The organism is Mesorhizobium sp. WSM4821, assembly GCF_055901555.1.
Genome location: NZ_CM148371.1, coordinates 3,945,833 through 3,964,473 on the forward strand (window position 1 = coordinate 3,945,833; position 18,641 = coordinate 3,964,473).

Below are 18,641 nucleotides of genomic sequence, written 5' to 3' on the forward strand. Positions count from 1 at the left end.
TGGCATCTCGGTCAAATTCCGTCACGTCGCCAAACACAGGCCCAAACACAGACTTTGCGCCATCGGCCCGCTCAACCGGAGCTCGTTCATGCAGTGGATGCAGGCCCTGGGGCGCGGAATCCGGGGAATGGCTTTGCTAAAGTGAGAATCCGGCTTTAACCTCCTGCAACGTATTTCCAGGTCGAAAACCCGGTTTGACCTGTCCAGGAGCGCCACACGGAACGGAGCCATTTTCATGAGTGACAGCCAGGTAAGGACTGCGGGACGGGACACCATTCGAAGCCTGCATGCCGACCTGCCAGTCAACGCCACGTTCCATATCTGGCTCAAGGCGACCAAGCCGGGCATCCAGGGCTCGCTGTCTTTTTCCAATGTCCGTGGCAAGTTCGGCGAGGTGAGCGTCGCGAACGCCGAAGAGTATGAATTCAGAATTTTTCATGTCTTCGGTGGTGGCAGTGTCGACCTGGATTACGACACTGATCAAACCTCGGTGTCGGTTGCCTACTGGTTCGCATTGGCCGACGTGCTGGAGACAGGCATTACGGTTCTTCACACCAATCCGGGAAATGCGCCGCCGAAAATCCCCGACAGCTATCATTTTCGTCCTCCGTTCGGCTGGATGAACGATCCAAACGGATTTGGCCGGTTTGGGGGGCGCCCGCATCTCTTTTATCAGCATTATTCGCATGGGCTTCGGTGGAACACGATGCATTGGGGGCACGCCGTATCTTCCGATTATCTGCGGTGGCGTCACATGCCTATCTTCCTTTTCCCGTCGGAAGATCTTACTGCAAGGCCCGACAAACGGGGCGGCGCGTATTCCGGCTCAGCCATCCCGCTTGCCGATGGCCCGGGCATTCGCGTGTTTTTTACCGAGCAGGTACAGGACCGTATCCCGGAACAGCAAATTCAACTCACGGCCACCTCCAGCGACCTCATCATGGCGGGGAATGCGGACGTCATCCTGCCATACCGCCCACTCGACCAGGGATTGACGGCTGATTTTCGCGACCCGTACGTCTTCAGGGGACCGGATGGCCTTTGGAAAATGCTGCTAGGCAGCCAGAGCGACGAAGGCGGCGTTGTCCTGCTTTACGAAACCCATGACCATACGGCCGCCACCGGCTGGACATATATCGGCAAGCTTCTGGTCGAGAAACACTATCGGACGACGGCGATCGAGTGTCCCTGTTTGCTGCCGCTCGACGGGCCAGCGACCGATCCCGCGACGCGCTGGGTTCTCATTCTCGGGCTGATGAACAGCGAGGACCGACCCACACGGCGCAAGAACCTGACAATGGCCATCGTCGGATGGTTCGACGGCCGGACCTTTGCCAAGGAATTCGAACAGGAACTGGACTTCGGCACGGACAACTACGCCTTCCAGGCCTTCGTCGACGGTGACACCATTGTCGGCATAGGGTGGCTTGCCAACTGGGCCGACACCGGACCGGCGATCGATTTCCCCACAGCCATGACTTTGCCTCGCAACATCCACCTGTCCGCGGGCGAGTTGCATACTCCGCCCATCGGCGCCGCGGAGAGCCTGCGGAGCCACATTCTGGACCGAACACGCCTTGCGGCCGGGGAGCAGGTGACTTTTGTCAACGGCGCCGTCGAAATCCTGTTCGAACTCGAAAGGCCGGGCCTCCATTTCGACCTGAAACTCCATCATCCAACCGTCAGCCTCGGCGTCATCGTCGACGACGAGGGACTTGCCATTTGTCATGGAGACGACGGCGCAGCGGAATCTCCTCACTACATCGCCAAGGGAGCCCGTCCAAAACGGCTGCGGATATTTCTGGATTACGGGTCGATCGAGGTCTTCGCGGATCGCGGCCGTTGGGCCGGCACGAAGCGGATCAGCGGTTTTGAGCCGGTACAATCGGCACGTCTCATTGCTGAAACAGGCGGCGTTCTACATGCGACGGTATGGGCGCTCAAACCTTGACAAAGAGATCAGTACTTCCAGGTCAGGATTGGGCATCCTCAAACACCGACCAATGGACGAGCCCTTCGACGACGCCAAGGGCAAACTGTTCCCTCGCGCTGTAAATCAACGGGTTGTGGCGAGCCATGTCACGCAGTTCGGGCAGGGCATTGGCCACGACAATCCCACGCGCGCCCGGCAGGTCGAACATGCTGCGATCGTTGTTGGTATCGCCGGCGACGACCACCTCGTCCAGGCCTATGCCGAGTTCATTGCAGAGCCAGGCGAGCGCCTGGCCCTTGTCTGCCGAACGAGGCAGGACGTCGAGATCGCGTCCGCTCGAATAGATCATCGTCACCGAGAGGCCGGCCTCGTCCAGCGCGCGCTCGATGCCGGCAAGGACGTCCGGACTTGCGTCGTGCAGGTACCAACTCGATTTGAAGGCGTGCTGATAGATGTCGGGCTGCCGGGCGGTATCCTTGAGCGATGCGAGTACCGCATCGACCTTTTCAAGAGACCAGCCTTCCGAGAGCCTTTCATTGAAGTGCCCGAGGCGCGAGCTGTGTCGCGGACCGGCCAGCATCGTGCCGACCCCGCCGATCACGTAGTCCGGCGCCGGCAGGCCGACTTCCTCGACGAAGTTCAAGATGTCATCGGCCAGACGACCGCTGTTGTAGACCAGAACCGGCCGATGCTCGGGGTCGAGCGCTTCCCATTTGGAACGGAATCGTAACGTCGCTGGCGGATGACCTGCCAAGGTCCCGTCGAGATCGCTCGATAGAAGCGCGATCGGTTTCAATCGCCGTCGTTCCACGGCTCGTCCCAATCATGGTCGTCGACCGCCTTCAACACGGGACGTCCTTCGACGAGGCTGACCAGTTGCTGCGCGATACCTGTCCAGGTAAACAGGCTGCGCGCCTTGTGTGCACCCATGCGGCCCAGTCGGCCATAGAGGCGAGGGTGCTTCATAGGCTTGACGATCGTGATGCCGAGGTCTTCCTTGTCGAAGGGATCGCCAAAAAGCGCGTGCCGGCCATAGCTGATCCCGCGATAGAGACCGCCATGGATAGTAACCACGGTGGGCGTTCCGCAGGCCATGGCCTCGATTGCGGTCATGCCGAACGGCTCGTAGCGGCTCGACAGGACGAACATGTCCGCGGCCCTGTAGGTGTCGGCCAGATCCTCGTCGGCAACATAGCCTGAGAAGACGACGCGATCCTGCAAGCCTAGCTGCTCAACCTGTTCCTTGAGTTGGTTCAGGATCTTCTGTTCCTGCTCGTCCATGTTCTCGCCGCCGACGGCGAGCCTCAGCACCGCATCCGGCACACGCGGCGCCACCACGGAAAACGCATCGATCAGCAGGTCGTAGCCCTTGTTGGTGGCGAGCCGGCCGAGCGCCAGGATCGTTCGCCCCTCGAAGCCGAGCCGATGGCGGATCATTCGGCGAGAAGCCTCGCTGACGGGGAAGAACCGGTTGTCGTCGTAACCGGGCGGGATCATGTGCACGCGGTCGCGCTCGAGGCTGTAGTCCTCGACCAGCATGTCCACCTGCGGCGGCGTTGTTGCAATCACCATGGCGCAGCTTCGATAGATGATCGTCTCGTGCTTTATGCGCTCGGTGAAGTTGAACTCGGCCTCGAATGTATCAGCCTTGTCCGGGTAGTCTGTCTTCATCTGGCGCTGCTTCCATATGCCGAGAGAATGCGGCGTATGGATATGCGGGACAGTGAGCGCTTCCGACAGCCGCTGCCCCGCCACGCCCGCATCCCAGTAGTGACTGTTGATGAAGTCGTAGGAGAGGTTCTCCCTGCGAATCAGGCGCAGCGCGTTTTCACACCATTCGAGAAGGTGGCGGTGGAGATATTCCTTCGGAATGAAATCGGGTCCGCCACAGGCGACTCGCAGGACACGAACTCCGTTCGCCACGTCATCGACAGCAGGCTGGTCTTCAAATCGCCGCGTCCAGATATCGACAGCGTAACCCAATTGGGCCAGCTTTTTGGCAAGCTCCAGGACATAGACCACTTGTCCGCCCGTATCGGCCGCACCCAGTGGCGGGTTTGCTGCAACGTAGCCATGGGTTGAAATGAGTGCAATTCTAGGTATCGCCGCATCCGAGTTGTCGTCCGGCATCTGTATCCTTCTCTACGATTTTGCACACTCGCAGTCGAAAGCGTGCGCCAATTTACAACTATAAGGATCCCGACCCCCATCCGCAAATACTGAGCGCGCGCTCGGGTCAACGCAATTGACATCATGGTGGGGAAAACTGGTTCTGCCGCATATTCCCGTTGCCGAGTTGCCTGCAATCAACCTTGGACGGTTCTTCGAGGATTTATGATGCCCAAAGGTTGCCATTCGATCAGTCTGTCACCTGCCTTGCGTTCGCTGATATCTGGCAGCGGGGCTGAGCCTGCGCGTGCCTGCGGAGATGGCCGAGTGCGGCATCAACGTTTGTCCCGCGATCCGGTTGCACCAGCATTTCCGTGCGGCGGGGAGGGCGCATTTCGTTTGATTTTTCCGCTCGTTGCGCCATGGAGCGCTGGATTCTCAAATCGAATCGGGGCCGCCGCGCGCAAAGGACGCTGTAGCAATTTGTCTTTGCGCATGGTCCTTTCTGAAAATCGATTCCGATTTTTCAGGGTCATGCGCTAGACCTGACAGGCACCTTTTCCGGAATTCTGATAGCGGGAGGCGCTGATGGAAGGCCAGGACAAACAGACGACCGGCGCCAGGGCCGCTGACGACAGCCATGCCGATATTTATGGCGAGGACGGCGCCATTCTGTCGTCGTTCCTTGCCCAGATCGGCGCGGCGATCGCTGATCGCGACACGCTGACGCTGAAGCGTGAAGTCGACGACCTGCACCAATCGGAACTTGGCGACCTGCTCGAGGCGCTTCATCCCGAGCAGCGCCGCGCGCTGGTCGAACTTTTGGGCGCCGACTTCGACTTTTCCGCGCTGACCGAGGTCGACGAGGCGATCCGCCGCGACATCGTCGACAATCTGCCCAACGAGCAGATCGCGCAGGGGGTGCAGGACCTCGATTCCGACGACGCGGTCTACATTCTCGAGGATCTCGAAAAGGAAGACCAGGACGAGATCCTGTCGCAACTGCCGTTCACCGAGCGGATCAGGCTGCGCCGCTCGCTCGACTATCCCGAAGAGACCGCCGGCCGCCGTATGCAGACGGAGTTCGTCGCGGTGCCGCCGTTCTGGACGATCGGCCAGACCATCGACTACATGCGCGAGGACCAGAACCTACCCGACCGCTTCAGCCAGATCTTCGTCATCGATCCGAGCTTCAAGCTGCTCGGCGCCATCGACCTCGACCAGATCCTGCGCACCAAGCGTTCGGTCAAGGTCGAAGAGGTCATGCATGAGACCAGGCACGCCATTCCAGCCACGATGGACCAGGAAGAGGCGGCGCGCGAATTCGAGCAATACGACCTTCTCTCCGCCGCCGTCGTTGACGAGAACGAGCGGCTGGTCGGCGTGCTGACCATCGACGACGTGGTTGACGTCATCCAGCAGGAGGCCGAGGAGGATCTGCTGCGCATGGGCGGCGTCGGCGACGAAGAACTGTCGGACAGCATTTTCTCGACCTCGCGCTCGCGCGTTCCGTGGCTGCTGGTCAATCTCGGGACGGCCTTCATCTCGGCCTCGGTGATCAGCATGTTCGGTGCGACGATCGAGGAAATGGTCGCGCTTGCCGCACTGATGCCGATCGTTGCCTCGCTGGGCGGCAATGCCGGCACGCAGACGATGACAGTGACCGTGCGCGCGCTCGCCACACGCGACCTCGATATCTACAATGCCGGTCGCGTCATTCGCCGCGAGGTTGTGGTCGGCCTGCTGAACGGCATGGTCGTTGCGACGATCCTCGGGTTGGTCGCCGGCTTGTGGTTTCACAATCCCGATCTCGGTTTCGTCATTGCCGCGGCGATGATCCTCAACATGCTGGCCGCGGCACTCGGCGGCATTCTGATTCCGCTGTTCCTCGACAAGCTGGGCGCCGATCCGGCGATTTCGTCATCAATCTTCACGACGATGATTACCGACGTTATCGGTTTTCTCGCCTTCCTCAGCCTTGCCACCTGGTGGCTGCATCTGGGCGCGGGAGCCTGACAAGGCGTTCAATTGACTTTTACGTAAGTTGCGTGCGAAGTTTCGACGGAGAGCTACCGGTCGATTCCGGCACGGGATGAGCCCCTTTGGGAATGAAGGGCATTGCCGCATGTTGGGCGATCGCGCCGTTTTCCGGGCATTTGGAGTGACGATGCGGGAATATTACTCGATCACCGAACTGACCCGCGAATTCGATGTTTCGACGCGGACGCTGCGCTTCTACGAGGACGAGGGGCTGGTGCAGCCGATACGGCGCGGCCGCACGCGGCTGTTTCGCCCGTCGGACCGCCATCTCATCCGCCAGATCATGCGCGGCAAGAGGCTTGGCTTTTCGATCAACGAAATCCGCGAAATCATCCAGATGTACAAGGAGCCGCCCGGGGAGGTCGGTCAACTCAATCTGATGATCAAGCGTATCGAGGAAAAGCGCGAGGATCTGCGCCAGAAGCGCCGGGACCTCGAGGAGACCCTGGCGGAGCTCGACCAGGCCGAGGAATCCTGCGTCGAGCGGCTGGTGGAGCTCGGCGTAAACACCTGACCGATCCCGATGTCTATTCGCCAGGCACTCTCTAACCGGCGATCAATCAAATCATGTTCATCATTCTCGCTTGGCTGTTCGCCGCCGTGGTCGCCATCCACAATCTGGAGGAGGCCGCTTTTCTACCTGCCTGGTCCGGGCAAGCAGGGCGTTGGCATCGTCGCGTTGGAGCCAGTGAATTCCGGTTCGCGGTGTTCGTACTCACGGTTCTCGCCGGCGTTGCCGCCTTGATCGCCACCGTGCAGGGACGGGAGAGTTTCGGCGCCTATGTCCTGACCGGTTATGCGCTGGCGATGCTGCTCAATGTGGCCTTTCCGCATCTCCTCGCCACATTGGCCATGGGCCGCTATATGCCGGGCACCGCGACCGCTCTCGTTCTGAATCTGCCGGTCAGCGCCGCCCTGCTGCACCGGGCGTTTCGCGAGGGCTATGTCTCGCCATCGCGTTTCGCCCTGGTGGGACCGGCCGTCGTCCTTGGTATCGTGCTGTTGATCTCGGCGCTGTTCTATGTCGGCCGGAAACTGTTGCCGGACACGGGACGCGCGTCGGGCAAGGCTTCGGGCTGATTTCGCCGCCATCAGATCCAGCGCCGCACCCTTTTCGCGTAATCGCGGTACTTCTTGCCGAATTTCGCCGCCAGCACCTTTTCCTCGCCCTCGATCGCCAACTTCTGCGTTGCGAAGGCCGCGATGATTGCCAGCGGCAGGAACCATGCGATCCCCGAGACAAGGGCCACGCCGATCAGCAGCAGCGTGTTGGCCAGATATATCGGGTTGCGGCTGACGGCGAAGGGGCCGGATGTGACCAGATGGTCCGGCACGGCGTTTGGGTGGAGCGTCGTCTTTGCCCGGAACATGGTGCGGATCGCCGTGAACCAGAGTGAGACCACGCCGAGTAAGGCCACCCAGCCGGCCGCGAACAGGATGTCGCCGAGAAGGCCGCCGATCCATGGCAGCGGGTAAAGCAGGCCAAGCGCGATGCTGATGGCGATGGCCGCAAGATAGATCAGCGGCGGCCATGGTATGAGCCCCGGTTTCGGCTGCCCGGATTTCGGCTGCCCCAGTTTCGGCCGCTCGTCGGTCATTGTGCTCCTCCCTCCATCAAAGTGCTGTCGGCTTTGGCGGTGCAGGCGCCGGCGAGTTCGCCGAGATGTGCCTGCCATTCCGCAGCCTGGTCGTTGCGGTAGAGCCGATCAAGCGTGGCCTCGCGTTCGAGCGTATCGAGCATGCACACACAATAGCTGGAGCAGAACTCCGTGTCGCGCGATTGCTCGCATGATGCCTGGCACTCTTTCAGGAAGGTGACCTGCCTGGTTTCGACCTGTGCCGGCATGATCTGCGAAAACAGCCAGATCGAGCCGATCAGCACCGGCTGGTGGATCAGATAGAAGGCGAGGCTGTGACGGCCGATAAAGACCAGCGGATTTGTCCAGCGACCGGACGTCAGCCCCGCCAGCCGCGTCAGCACGCCGGAGGCGGAGGCGAGTTTTGCCGCCGAGATGCCCGCAAGCACGGCGCCGAACCACGGCAACAGCGGGACATAGTCGTTGGAGCGCGGATTGGTTGCCGACAGGCCGACCCACCACAGGGCCGGATGGTCGAAGATCTCGGACCTGAGGTAGAGCGGTGCGGCGATGACGAAAGCCGCGACAACAAGCGTCAGCAGCGCCGGCAGCCGCAGGAACGCCAGGCCGAGCAGGCTGGCCAGTGCGATCTCGTGCAGGATGCCGAAGAAGATGAAGCTGTCCGGCGTGGCAAGCCTTGTGGCGGCCGATATCGCGAACGCCGCCCCGGCGACCATGGCGAAACGTTTCCAGAAGCCGTTCCAGCGGATTTTTTTGCCGTGAGCGAGGAACAGGCTGACGCCGACCAGGAACAGGAAGGTCGAGGCGATGCAGCGCGCGTAGAATTTCCACCAGCCGAAGGCGGTCAGGCCAGGGTCGGCGTAGCCGAAGAATTCGAGATCCCAGGTGAAGTGGTAGCTCGCCATGGCAAGTAAAGCGATGCCGCGGGCCACGTCGATGGCGACGATTCGCTTCAGCTTCGGCGGATCCTGAACGGAGGCGGTCAGCGTAGGAATGCTCATGGTCTCGCAATCTGATTCAGCACTGCAAGACGACTATCATGGTTGCCCCGGACAAAAGAAGGCGGGCCAAATCCCCTTGATCTTCACGGCTTGGATGAAAGCGTCGCACGCTGCTCGCGCACCCAGTTATGGAAGCGGTGCAGGTCATATTCCTCGGGCATCAGCACGCCGGCCTCGTGGCGCCTCGAGCGCAGGCCGTTCTGGTTGACCTCGCAGATATCAGCGTCTTCCTCGAGCACCTGCCTGCCGAAGGCGACGATGTTGTCGAGATCCGCCGTTGGATCGGCGAGCGCTTCGGGCGAAAAAAGCCATTCGGCGGTGAGTTCGGTCTGCTCGGGTCCAAGCGGCACCAGCCGTACGGTCCTGACATAGTCGACATGGCCGACGATGAACATCGACGGCAGGTTGGTCGCGTAGGTCTGCCCGGCGGCGCGCTCGGCGGGCGTCAGGTCGGAAAAGACCGGACCGTGTACGTGACCGTCGCGCGACCAGGTCTCGGCCCCGGCCCGCAGGCCACCGGAAAATTCCGGCGCGTCATTGTCGGCGTGACGGGCCCATTCCGGGTCGTCATGCCGTCCCATCAGGCCGCGGCCAAAGATCGGCACCAACCGCGACAGGTCCTTGTGAACGCCCGGGCAATGCAGGCACTCGTTGAAGTTCTCCCAGAAGATTTTCCAGTTGCAGTTCATCACCTTGCGCAGCACGTGACCGGTCACCAGCGTTTCCAGCGGCCAGTTGGCGAGATTGCCGGATGTGGGATCGAAGGATGCTTCAGCCGAGCCGGCGGCGTCTTCCTCCAGATTGACGAAGACAAAACCGCGCCACACCGACAGCGCCACGCGGTAGAGCGGGTGATCGGCCTTGTCGAAGCCTTCGGGCAGCGATTTCGACGGCACCCGCACGAGATCGCCGCGCAGCGAATAAGACCACGCATGATAGGGGCAGGTGATGAGCCGCGCCTTCAGCCGTCCTTGGCTTTCCCGGCAAAGCTGCGAGCCGCGATGCCGGCAAGTGTTGTGGAAGGCCCGAAGGGTGCCGGTCTCGTCGCGCAGCACGACAATCTCCTGCGTGCCGACACGGAATGTCTTGAACGCCAGCGGCTGGGCAAGGTCGGCCTCGCGGCAGACGAGCAGCCAGTTTCGATACCAGATGGCGTCGAGATCGCGCTGATAGGCGTTCAGCTCCCAGTAGTCCGACGCCGGCAGCGTCGGCTCGGCCCGGGTCAGACCGTTATAGGGGTCATGCTCGCTGTGGCTGGGCTGCATGGCAGGTTTCCAGTGATGTGCCAGCCGACACCCAGCCGCGAAAATTGTCAATCGCGGTGACGGCATTGCGAGTCTCGAGCAGGACGCATAATCATGCGGCAAGAAAAGGGATCTGGAACGTGGCCACACGACAGATGGCGCTTACGCCGGAGCTGGTTGCGCGTTGTTGGCGCGAGGTCCAGGATGCTGGACCTGACCCGGATGCCATGCATCTGGATGATGGCGACTATGACGCGATGCTGGACGCGTTGCAGGCAGAACTCCCTGCCGCCGAACCGTTGTGGCTGTTCGGCTACGGTTCGCTGATCTGGAAACCCGAAATCGACCATGTCGAGGAACGTGTCGCCGTGGTGCGTGGCTGGCACCGGTCTTTTTGCATGAACATGACGCGCTGGCGCGGCACCAAGGATCGCCCCGGCCTGATGATGGCTCTGGACCGTGGAGGGCAGTGCAAGGGCATCGCTTTTCGGCTGACCGATGGCGATCGGCGGCAGCAATTGGGCAGGCTTTTCCGACGCGAAATGACGCTGAAGCCGACAAGCTATATGCCTCGTATTCTCAGACTCGCGAGCGATGGCGGTCCGTTGAGGGCGCTGGCTTTCGTCATCAATCGCAGCGGCATCACCTATGCTGGTTCGCTCGATGAGCACGAGGTGGTCGAAAGACTGACCACGTCCTGCGGACACTGGGGATCAGGCGTCGACTACCTCTACAACACGGTGAAAAACCTGGAAGAGCGCGGCATTCACGACCGCCATCTTTGGCAGCTGCAGCAACTGGTCGCCAATCGGATCGTCTCATTGGGAGGCTGAAGCCAAGTGACGCATTCCAGCTGACCGCTGACGGAATTTGGTTTGCCGGGCGCGGAGATTCTGCCTATAGTCGCACCCGTCGTCGGTTCCTTTGGAACCAAGAGGGAATGCGGTGAGGGCGAAATTTGCCCAATGCCGTGGCTGCCCCCGCAACTGTGTGCGGTAGTCCTCTCCATATGCCACTGAAGGTTTTCTTCGGGAAGGTGGGGAAGGGCGCTGATCCGCGAGCCAGGAGACCTGCCGGCGACAGGAAAACTGACTTCTATGCCCTCGGGTGGAGGGCGAAAGGACAAGACATGAATACCCCTTCCGTGTCCCTCGGCGCTTCCGTCTCCTCGCAGTCGCGCTTCATGCAACTGGCGCTTGCTGCGTTTCTCGGCATTTTCGTCATGGGCTTCGTCGGCTTCTCGCAAATCGATGCGGTGCATAACGCCGCCCACGACTATCGCCACTCGATGGCATTTCCCTGCCACTGACGAGGGGCTGACATCATGACACTGTTTCGCAACGTCGTGTTCATCGCGGCGATCGCAGGGATTGTGGCCGGCGCCGTCCTCGCCTGCATGCAGGCCTACGCCACCGTGCCGCTCATTCTCAAGGCTGAAGCCTACGAACAGGCCGGCGGCGGCCACACGCATGACCATGCCGCGGCGCCCGTCGCGAACGCCACCGATACCGATGCCATGACCAGAGCGGCGACGGCCGAAGCTGCCGCTCCGGAAGACGAAGGCTGGGCGCCGGCCGACGGTTCCGAGCGATTCGCCTTCAACGTCGTTGCCAACGTCGTCACCGGCATCGGCTTCGCGCTGATCCTGGTCGCCGCTTCGGAGTTCGCCGGCGGCATCGGCAATTGGCGCCATGGCCTGTTCTGGGGCCTTGCCGGCTTTGCCGTGTTCACGCTGGCTCCGAACCTTGGCCTGCCGCCCGAACTGCCGGCGATGCCGGCGGCCGATCTCGCCCAGCGCCAGATCTGGTGGTGGGCAACCGTGGCGGCGACGGCGGCCGGTCTCGGCCTGCTTGCCTTCCGCAAGTCGCTGCCGCTGGCGCTCCTTGCCGTGGCGCTGATCGTGGCGCCGCATATCGTCGGTGCTCCGCAGCCCGACAGTTTCGAGTCGCCGATCCCGGAAGGCCTGCACCACCAGTTCGTGGTGGCGGTAACGCTGACCAATCTGGTGTTCTGGCTGGTGCTCGGCGTCGTCGTCGGCGTGGTGCGTGGCCGTTTCACCGGCACGGCGACCAGCCTGCGCGACAGCTTTGCCTGATCGCGTTACTCCCGGCGGGAACTTGATCCTGGTCATCGGCGGTGCGCGTTCCGGCAAAAGCGCGCACGCCGAAGGACTGGTAACGGCCTGTCCGGCGCCGTGGACCTATATCGCCACCGCCGAGGCTTACGACGGCGAAATGCGCGAGCGCATCGCGCTGCACCGGTCGCGGCGCGGCGAGGGCTGGACGACTGTCGATGCACCGCTCGATCTCGTCGGCGCGATCGAGGCTTTGCCCGACGGCCGGCCTGTCCTGATCGACTGCCTTACGCTGTGGCTGTCCAACCATATGCTGGCCGAACGCGACATCGAGGCCGAATGCCAGGGGTTGGCGGATGTGCTGTCGCGGCCGCGCGGGCCATGGTTCGTGGTCTCCAACGAGGTCGGCCAGGGCATCGTGCCCGACAATACGCTCGCCCGCCGGTTTCGCGATACCGCCGGCCGGCTCAACCAGCAGGTCGCGGCAGTGTCCGATACGGTGCTGCTGATGGTGGCGGGGCTGCCGCTCAAGGTGAAATGACATGGCTGATACCAAGCACATCGAAGACAAATCACATATCGAAGACGGGCCGATTAACGACAGGGATGAGGAACGCCACCGCGCCAAGATGGCCAAGCGCAAGGCGGTGCAGGACGCCGAGGTCGCGGCGAAGACGGTCGAGAAGGGGCTGCTGATCGTCAACACCGGGCCCGGCAAGGGCAAGACAACTGCCGCCTTCGGGTTGGCGCTGAGGATGCTCGGCTACGGCAGGCGCGTTGGCGTCGTCCAGTTCATCAAGGGCAAATGGCACACCGGCGAGAAGGACGCTTTTGCCGCTTTCGGCGACCGGGTCGTCTGGCACACGATGGGCGAGGGTTTTACCTGGGAGACGCAGGACCTGAAGCGCGACATCGCCGCCGCCGAAGCCGCCTGGGCCAAGGCGCTCGAGTTGATGGCCGATTCGTCAATCAGCCTTCTGGTGCTCGACGAGTTGAACATCGCGCTGCGCTACGACTATCTCGATCTCGGCAAGGTGGTGGCGGCGCTGAAGGGGCGGCGCGAGGGCCTGCATGTCGTCGTCACCGGCCGCAACGCCAAGGCAGCACTGGTCGAGGCGGCGGACCTGGTCACCGAGATGGGCGTGATCAAGCATCATTTTTCGGCGGGCGTGAAGGCGCAGCAGGGGATTGAGTTTTGAGAGGTTTTGCCCGCGCGCTTTGGGGCAGGGCAATTGCTGGTAGGCGGATGAGGGGCGGCGCCGACATGGCATGTTTGTTCTTGCTTTGTGCCGGCAGTTATGCTAGTAATTTCGATATGGCGCCGATTCGCGCCAACACCCGCCGCCGAGGCGGGTTTTTTATTTCAGCCGATCTCGACCGGCAGCGTTGCGGGTCCGGATTTAACGCCGTCAGAGGACGATAACGATCGCCGACAGCAACCCAAACAGGCCAATCAGCAGAAAGTCGGCGACCCGGTAGAGCTTCAGCGCCCGCCTGATATCGGCGCTTTCCGCTTCGCGGCGGCCGCCTTCGCCCATGAAAGCATCATCGACGATGACGCCGTCATAGGAGCGCGGGCCGGCGAGCGTCAGGCCGAGCGCGCCGGCCATCGCAGCCTCGGGCCAGCCGGCGTTGGGCGAGCGGTGCTTCTTCGCGTCGCGCCGCATGATGTGCCAGGCGTTCCCGGCATCGGCGTCGTTGACGAGGAAGGCGGCCATCACGATGAGCAGCGCGGTCAGCCGCGACGCCGGCAGGTTGATCAGATCGTCGAAGCGCGCTGCCGCCTGGCCGAAGGCCTCGTGGCGCGGGGTGCGGTGGCCGATCATCGAATCGGCCGTGTTGGCGGCCTTGTAGGCGACGCCGCCGGCCAGTCCGCCGACACCGATCCAGAAGACCGGCGCGACGACGCCGTCGGAAAAATTCTCGGCCAGGCTTTCGATCGCCGCACGGCAGACGCCGGCTCTGTCGAGCTTCTTTGAATCGCGGCCGACGATCCGTGAGACGGCAACACGACCGATGCTGAGTCCACCATTGTCGAGTCCGTCGGCCACCGCCTCGACATGCTCGGCCAGGCTCTTCTGCGACAGCAGCGATGTCGCCAGAATTGCTGTGAGGACCAATCCGGCGGGAATGCCCGAAAGCATGGTGTCCACCGCGAAAGCGATGGCGGCCGGCACCAGCACGATGATCAGCAGGGCATCAACGCCGCGCCGGCGACGGACAGCGTCGGAATCAGTGGCGCGGTTGAGCCTGCGGTCGAGAAAGGATATCAGCCTGCCGATCCAGGTGACGGGATGGCCGATAGCGCCAAACAGCCAGGCTGGGTAGCCGACAGCGAATTCAACAACCAGTGACAGGAAAGCGATCAGGATCGACATGAAGCTTCTTGATGGCGCGGCGGCAGTGGTGGATCATGGAGGAAGCCTTGGCCGGGCGAGGGGGCTTTTCCCCCATGCGCCACAACCCTTTGTCGACCTCTCGACCGGTATCAATCCGCACTCCTACCCTTTTTTCGAGCTGCCCGCCACCGCTCTGTCAAGACTGCCGGAGGCCGCGCGGGTCCGCGATCTGGCTGAAGTCGCGGCGAGCGCCTATGGCGCGCCTTCGGCGGCGAATGTGGCGGCGGCGCCCGGCACGCAGATCCTGTTGCCGCGCGTCGCCTCGCAGTCGAGCCCTGGCAAGGCGTTGGTGCTCGGGCCGACCTATGCCGAACACAGCCGAGCCGCGGCGATCGCCGGCCATGCCGTGACGGAGGTCGACGATTTCGAGGTCTTGGCAGGAGCCGACCTCGCCGTCGTCGTCAACCCCAACAATCCGGACGGGCGCATCGTCGAGCGTCAGAGGCTGCTTGAGCTTGCCGGAAAATTGCACGCCAGAGGCGGGTTGCTGGTCATCGACGAGGCTTTCATGGATGTCGGCCCGCCTGGCGAAAGCCTGGCGGGCGATGTCGACCAGGGCGGCATCGTCGTGCTGCGTTCCTTCGGCAAGTTCTTCGGGCTGGCCGGCCTGCGGCTTGGCTTTGCAATAGCCGACGTGCTGACGGTCGAACGGCTTCAGGCGCAATTCGGGCCGTGGGCGGTCGCCGGACCGGCGCTCGAATACGGTATCCGCGCGCTTGCCGACAGCGGTTGGCAGGTCGAGATGCGACGCCGTCTGGCCGGGGATGCGGCGCGGCTCGATGCGCTGTTCGGTCGCTTCGGTGTGCCTGTCGCCGGCGGCACCACGCTGTTCCGCTATATCAGGCTGGCGGACGCCGCCGGTCTGTTTTCGGCGCTTGGCGAGCGCGGCATCCTGCTTCGTCATTTTTCCGGCCGGCCGGATGTGCTGCGCGCCGGGTTGCCGGGCGAGGGCGAGGAATGGCAACGGCTCGAAACGGCTCTTGCCGACTGGGCGCAGCGGCGCGACGATTAGATCGAGGAGATCAAGCAATGATCCATGTCTGTTCGCTGTCGAAGGTCGAGGAAACGGTCGCGAAGACCGGCGCCGAGCGGCTGCTTTCCCTGCTGGCCGCCGGAACCGAGATGACGCGCCCAGCCTCGATAGTGCGGGAAAACCATCTGCATCTGGTCATGCACGACATTGCCGTGGCGCAGGAGGGCATGACCATGCCGGGCGAGACGCATGTCCGCAACCTGCTCGATTTCGCGCGCCGATGGGATCGTGCGAGGCCGCTGGTCGTGCATTGCTATGCCGGCATTAGCCGTTCGACGGCCTCGGCCTACATCATCGCGGCCGCTCTGGCGCCGAAGCGTGACGAGGTCGAGTTGGCCGAGACGCTGCGCGCGCTGTCGCCGACGGCTACTCCCAATCCGCGACTGATTGCGGTCGCCGATACGCTGCTTGACCGCAACGGCCGCATGACCCGCGCGATCCAGGCGATCGGGCGCGGAGCGGACGCCTTCGAGGGCACGCCCTTCGCGCTGAAGATCGACGACCGATAAGAGTCTAAGCCAGCCAGTCGGCCAGCTTCGCCTTGCGCACATCCTTCAATAGGCTGATGAAACCGTCGGCTTGATGGCTGGCGGTCAGCCTGCCCTTTTCGGCCGTTGCATTGCTGGCGTCGCCGACCACGCCGTTCGGGTTGAGGTCGGTGGCGATCCAGGCGAAGGCGTGCGTCCCGGTGTGGCGCAGCAGCGAAAACTCGTTTTCGGCGCGGGCGACATTGGACACGAAATTGTCGGCCTTTGCCATATCGACCAGATCCGGCCGGAAATGCAGCATCAGCGAGGTCTCGACATCGCCGCCATGGATGCCCTGGCGGTCTTCAAGCTCGGTATACATGCCGGCCGGCCGGCCAAAGCGCTGCCAGCTCGTCTTCACCGCCAGCATCCTTGCGCGCCCCCGCAATTCGCGTGTGACAATGCCCATGATCTCCTCATTGCCGCCATGCGAGTTGACGACGATCAGTTTCCTCAACCCGGCCCGCGCGATCGACAGGCCAAGCTCGGTCCAGGCCTCGATCAGGGTCGCCGCCGGCAGAGTGAGGGTTCCCGGCGCATGCAGGTGCTCGTTCGACTTGCCCACCGCCTGTACCGGCAGGATGCGGATGTCGAGATCGTGGGGCAGGCGGGCGATCACCGTCTCAAGCATGCCGTTCATGATTGAGGTGTCGGTCGAAACCGGCAGATGCGGGCCGTGCTGTTCGATCGCCGCCACCGGCAGCACGGCGATCGTCGCTTCCGGATCGATGGTAGCGTATTCGGTGGTCCGGTAGTCGCCCCACCATACGCGTTTGGTTGTTCCGGCCATTTTGGACCTCGAAGAGACTGGATGCGCGTTCGCGCTGCCCCTCACCCCCGGCCCTCTCCCCGTAAAGGACGGGGAGAGGGTAGATCGCCAGCGTTGCGGCAGTGTCCCTTCTCCCCGTCTCTTTACGGGGAGAAGGTGCCGGCGGTCGGATGAGGGGCAGCGCTAACCCTTGGTTTCGTTTAACTGGAGATCAACGGCCTGTCGATTCCAAGCCGCCGGCCAGCGCTCCTCATCCTGCCGCGATGACCTCGATCTCGACCTTGAATTCCGGCCGCGCGAAACCGGACACGATCATCAGTGTCGAGGCTGGCGCGGGGCTGGTGAACAGGCGGTCGCGAACGTTCATGTAAGGCCGCAGGAAGGCGCGGTCGGTGACATAGGCGTTGATGCGGACGATGTCGGAGAACCCAAGTCCGGCCTCGCCGAGAATCGCGGCGATATTCGTGAAGCAGAGTTCGGCCTGCGCGCCGGCATCCTCCGGGATCTGATCGTCCGCTGTGATGGCAACCTGGCCCGAACACAGCACCAGCCTCTTGCCGGGCGGGATCTCGACGCCATGGCTATAGCGGGCGAAAGGCGGCTTGATCAACTTCGGCGTGAGGAATTTGAACATGAAAATCTCCAGTCTGCCGTCAGCGTAAGGCTGGATTAGGCAAGCCTTCAAGATGCAGTGCATGTTATCAGGGCGATTATGGACAGGCGTTCAAAAAATAGGCACGATGCCGCCGGCACGGCAACATGACCCGCCCGGCCTTGCGCACGTCTGTTGCGTTAGCGGGCGGCCGCGGCGGTGGCATGCGTCTTGCTTCTTGATTCGATGGCGTTGAATCGATGGTCTCGGGCCCGGCGCGCGGCGCCGCAGCAAACCAAAGGGTGGTGTGGATGGACGGAAAACTTAAGATCTCGGCTGGCGCGATCGTGCTGCTTGCCGCAACTACGCTGAGCGCGACAGCGAACGAGAAAGTCACCTTCGGCACCAACTGGCTCGCCCAGGCCGAGCATGGCGGCTACTATCAGGCCGTGGCGGACGGCACCTATGCGGCGTGCGGTATCGACGTGACGATCATGCAGGGCGGCCCGCAGGTCAGCGGCCGGCCACTGCTGCTCGCCGGCAAGATCGACTTCTACATGGGCGGCAACATGCTGCAGGCCTTCGACGCCGTCCAGCAGGGCATTCCGCTGCGCGTGGTCGCCGCCTCGTTCCAGAAAGAGCCTCAGGTGATCATGGCCCATCCAGGTCAAGGGCTCGACAAATGGGAGGATTTGAAGAACGCGGACCAGTACATCATCGCTGACGAAGGGGCACAGAGCTACTTCCAGTGGATGATCACCGAGTTCGGCTTCGATGCGGCCAAGCGCGTGCCCTACACGTTCAACCCCGCACCTTTCATCGCCAATCCGAAGTCGATCCAGCAAGGCTACGTGACGTCGGAGCCCTATGCCGTCGCCAAGGAGGGCGGCTTCCAGCCTAATTTGTTCCTGCTCGCCGACTATGGCTTCGATACCTATGCGACGACGATCGAGACCATGCAGACGACGATCGACAAGCGGCCGGAGGTGGTCCAGTGCTTCGTCGATGGTTCGGCCAAGGGTTGGTACAATTATCTCTACGGAGACAACGCCGCCGCCAATGCGGCGATCAAGAAGGACAACCCCGACATCAGCGACGAGCAGATCGCGTTTTCGATCGAGCAGATGAAGAAATTCGGCATCGTCGACTCCGGCGACACGGAAAAACTCGGCATCGGCGCGATGACCGACGCGCGCATTCAGAGCTTCTACGACAAGATGGTCAAGGCCAAGGTCGTGCCGGCTGACGTCGACATCAAGAAGTCCTACACGCTGGCCTTCGTCAACAAGGGCGTCGGGATCGACCTGAAGAAATAGCACCCG

The 18,641-nt window shown here is 62.5% G+C and carries 20 protein-coding genes and 1 riboswitch; of the genes, 12 read left to right on the forward strand and 8 right to left on the reverse strand.

What is annotated here, in order from left to right; all coding sequences use genetic code 11:
- Window positions 1-235: 235 nt before the first annotated feature.
- Window positions 236-1,951: a GH32 C-terminal domain-containing protein gene (locus AC0NID_RS19130; protein ID WP_473455642.1), complete on the forward strand. Its 1,716-nt coding sequence runs from the start codon at window positions 236-238 to the stop codon at window positions 1,949-1,951.
- Window positions 1,952-1,973: 22 nt separating this feature from the next.
- On the opposite strand, the gene AC0NID_RS19135 is transcribed toward AC0NID_RS19130, so the two are convergent.
- Both AC0NID_RS19135 and AC0NID_RS19140 read right to left on the reverse strand, forming a co-directional pair.
- Window positions 1,974-2,729, reverse strand: a complete 756-nt coding sequence (locus AC0NID_RS19135; protein ID WP_473455641.1) for an HAD-IIB family hydrolase — start codon at window positions 2,727-2,729, stop codon at window positions 1,974-1,976.
- Window positions 2,726-4,063, reverse strand: coding sequence for a glycosyltransferase (locus AC0NID_RS19140; RefSeq protein WP_473455640.1), 1,338 nt, complete (start codon window positions 4,061-4,063; stop codon window positions 2,726-2,728). Before AC0NID_RS19140 ends, AC0NID_RS19135 begins: the two co-directional genes overlap by 4 nt.
- 567 nt (window positions 4,064-4,630) lie before the next feature.
- Between AC0NID_RS19140 and mgtE the strand changes: the two genes are divergently transcribed.
- The 3 genes from mgtE to AC0NID_RS19155 all read left to right on the forward strand — a co-directional run bounded on the left by mgtE (window position 4,631) and on the right by AC0NID_RS19155 (window position 7,162).
- Complete coding sequence (gene mgtE, locus AC0NID_RS19145; protein ID WP_473455639.1) at window positions 4,631-6,058, forward strand: magnesium transporter; 1,428 nt, start codon at window positions 4,631-4,633, stop codon at window positions 6,056-6,058.
- A 151-nt stretch (window positions 6,059-6,209) separates the two neighbouring features.
- Entirely contained in the window at window positions 6,210-6,596 is a 387-nt protein-coding gene (locus tag AC0NID_RS19150; protein ID WP_126044048.1) for a MerR family transcriptional regulator, read from the forward strand.
- Between the two features lie 53 nt (window positions 6,597-6,649).
- The gene (locus AC0NID_RS19155; RefSeq protein WP_473455638.1) at window positions 6,650-7,162 is read left to right on the forward strand and encodes an HXXEE domain-containing protein; all 513 of its coding nucleotides are present in this window, start codon (window positions 6,650-6,652) and stop codon (window positions 7,160-7,162) included.
- 11 nt (window positions 7,163-7,173) lie between these two features.
- Here the strand turns inward: AC0NID_RS19155 and AC0NID_RS19160 are convergent, their stop codons facing one another.
- From AC0NID_RS19160 to AC0NID_RS19170, 3 genes are all read right to left on the reverse strand, one after another.
- On the reverse strand, window positions 7,174-7,680 hold the full coding sequence (locus AC0NID_RS19160; RefSeq protein WP_473455637.1) for a methyltransferase family protein: 507 nt from the start codon (window positions 7,678-7,680) through the stop codon (window positions 7,174-7,176).
- Window positions 7,677-8,681 (reverse strand): acetyltransferase domain-containing protein, encoded by a 1,005-nt coding sequence (locus tag AC0NID_RS19165; RefSeq protein ID WP_473455636.1) that lies wholly within the window; start codon window positions 8,679-8,681, stop codon window positions 7,677-7,679. The genes AC0NID_RS19160 and AC0NID_RS19165 overlap by 4 nt, the downstream gene beginning before the upstream one ends.
- Before the next feature lie 83 nt (window positions 8,682-8,764).
- The gene (locus tag AC0NID_RS19170) at window positions 8,765-9,946 is read right to left on the reverse strand and encodes an aromatic ring-hydroxylating oxygenase subunit alpha (RefSeq protein WP_473455635.1); all 1,182 of its coding nucleotides are present in this window, start codon (window positions 9,944-9,946) and stop codon (window positions 8,765-8,767) included.
- A 119-nt stretch (window positions 9,947-10,065) separates the two neighbouring features.
- On the opposite strand from AC0NID_RS19170, the gene AC0NID_RS19175 reads away from it, so the two are divergent.
- The 5 genes from AC0NID_RS19175 (at window position 10,066) to cobO (ending at window position 13,198) form a co-directional block, all read left to right on the forward strand.
- Window positions 10,066-10,758 (forward strand): gamma-glutamylcyclotransferase, encoded by a 693-nt coding sequence (locus AC0NID_RS19175; RefSeq protein WP_473455633.1) that lies wholly within the window; start codon window positions 10,066-10,068, stop codon window positions 10,756-10,758.
- 66 nt (window positions 10,759-10,824) lie between these two features.
- Window positions 10,825-11,017: riboswitch (cobalamin riboswitch) on the forward strand.
- A gap of 37 nt (window positions 11,018-11,054) precedes the next feature.
- On the forward strand, window positions 11,055-11,234 hold the full coding sequence (locus tag AC0NID_RS19180; RefSeq protein ID WP_473455632.1) for a CbtB domain-containing protein: 180 nt from the start codon (window positions 11,055-11,057) through the stop codon (window positions 11,232-11,234).
- Between the two features lie 15 nt (window positions 11,235-11,249).
- Window positions 11,250-12,020 (forward strand): CbtA family protein, encoded by a 771-nt coding sequence (locus AC0NID_RS19185; RefSeq protein WP_473455630.1) that lies wholly within the window; start codon window positions 11,250-11,252, stop codon window positions 12,018-12,020.
- 22 nt (window positions 12,021-12,042) lie between these two features.
- Complete coding sequence (gene cobU, locus AC0NID_RS19190; RefSeq protein WP_473455628.1) at window positions 12,043-12,540, forward strand: bifunctional adenosylcobinamide kinase/adenosylcobinamide-phosphate guanylyltransferase; 498 nt, start codon at window positions 12,043-12,045, stop codon at window positions 12,538-12,540.
- An 88-nt stretch (window positions 12,541-12,628) separates the two neighbouring features.
- Complete coding sequence (gene cobO / locus AC0NID_RS19195; RefSeq protein ID WP_474033477.1) at window positions 12,629-13,198, forward strand: cob(I)yrinic acid a,c-diamide adenosyltransferase; 570 nt, start codon at window positions 12,629-12,631, stop codon at window positions 13,196-13,198.
- Between the two features lie 210 nt (window positions 13,199-13,408).
- On the opposite strand, the gene cbiB is transcribed toward cobO, so the two are convergent.
- Complete coding sequence (gene cbiB / locus AC0NID_RS19200) at window positions 13,409-14,377, reverse strand: adenosylcobinamide-phosphate synthase CbiB (protein WP_473455626.1); 969 nt, start codon at window positions 14,375-14,377, stop codon at window positions 13,409-13,411.
- On the opposite strand from cbiB, the gene cobD reads away from it, so the two are divergent.
- Window positions 14,376-15,410 (forward strand): threonine-phosphate decarboxylase CobD, encoded by a 1,035-nt coding sequence (gene cobD / locus AC0NID_RS19205; RefSeq protein WP_473455625.1) that lies wholly within the window; start codon window positions 14,376-14,378, stop codon window positions 15,408-15,410. The two genes, cbiB and cobD, sit on opposite strands and share 2 nt — an antisense overlap.
- A 17-nt stretch (window positions 15,411-15,427) precedes the next feature.
- The gene (locus AC0NID_RS19210) at window positions 15,428-15,940 is read left to right on the forward strand and encodes a tyrosine phosphatase family protein (RefSeq protein WP_473455623.1); all 513 of its coding nucleotides are present in this window, start codon (window positions 15,428-15,430) and stop codon (window positions 15,938-15,940) included.
- 4 nt (window positions 15,941-15,944) lie between these two features.
- Here the strand turns inward: AC0NID_RS19210 and AC0NID_RS19215 are convergent, their stop codons facing one another.
- Window positions 15,945-16,748, reverse strand: a complete 804-nt coding sequence (locus tag AC0NID_RS19215) for a creatininase family protein (protein ID WP_473455622.1) — start codon at window positions 16,746-16,748, stop codon at window positions 15,945-15,947.
- A gap of 229 nt (window positions 16,749-16,977) precedes the next feature.
- Window positions 16,978-17,361, reverse strand: coding sequence for a RidA family protein (locus AC0NID_RS19220; RefSeq protein ID WP_473455621.1), 384 nt, complete (start codon window positions 17,359-17,361; stop codon window positions 16,978-16,980).
- 269 nt (window positions 17,362-17,630) lie between these two features.
- Here AC0NID_RS19220 and AC0NID_RS19225 point away from each other — a divergent pair, with 269 nt between their 5' ends.
- Window positions 17,631-18,635 (forward strand): ABC transporter substrate-binding protein, encoded by a 1,005-nt coding sequence (locus AC0NID_RS19225; protein ID WP_473455620.1) that lies wholly within the window; start codon window positions 17,631-17,633, stop codon window positions 18,633-18,635.
- Window positions 18,636-18,641 lie beyond the last annotated feature (6 nt).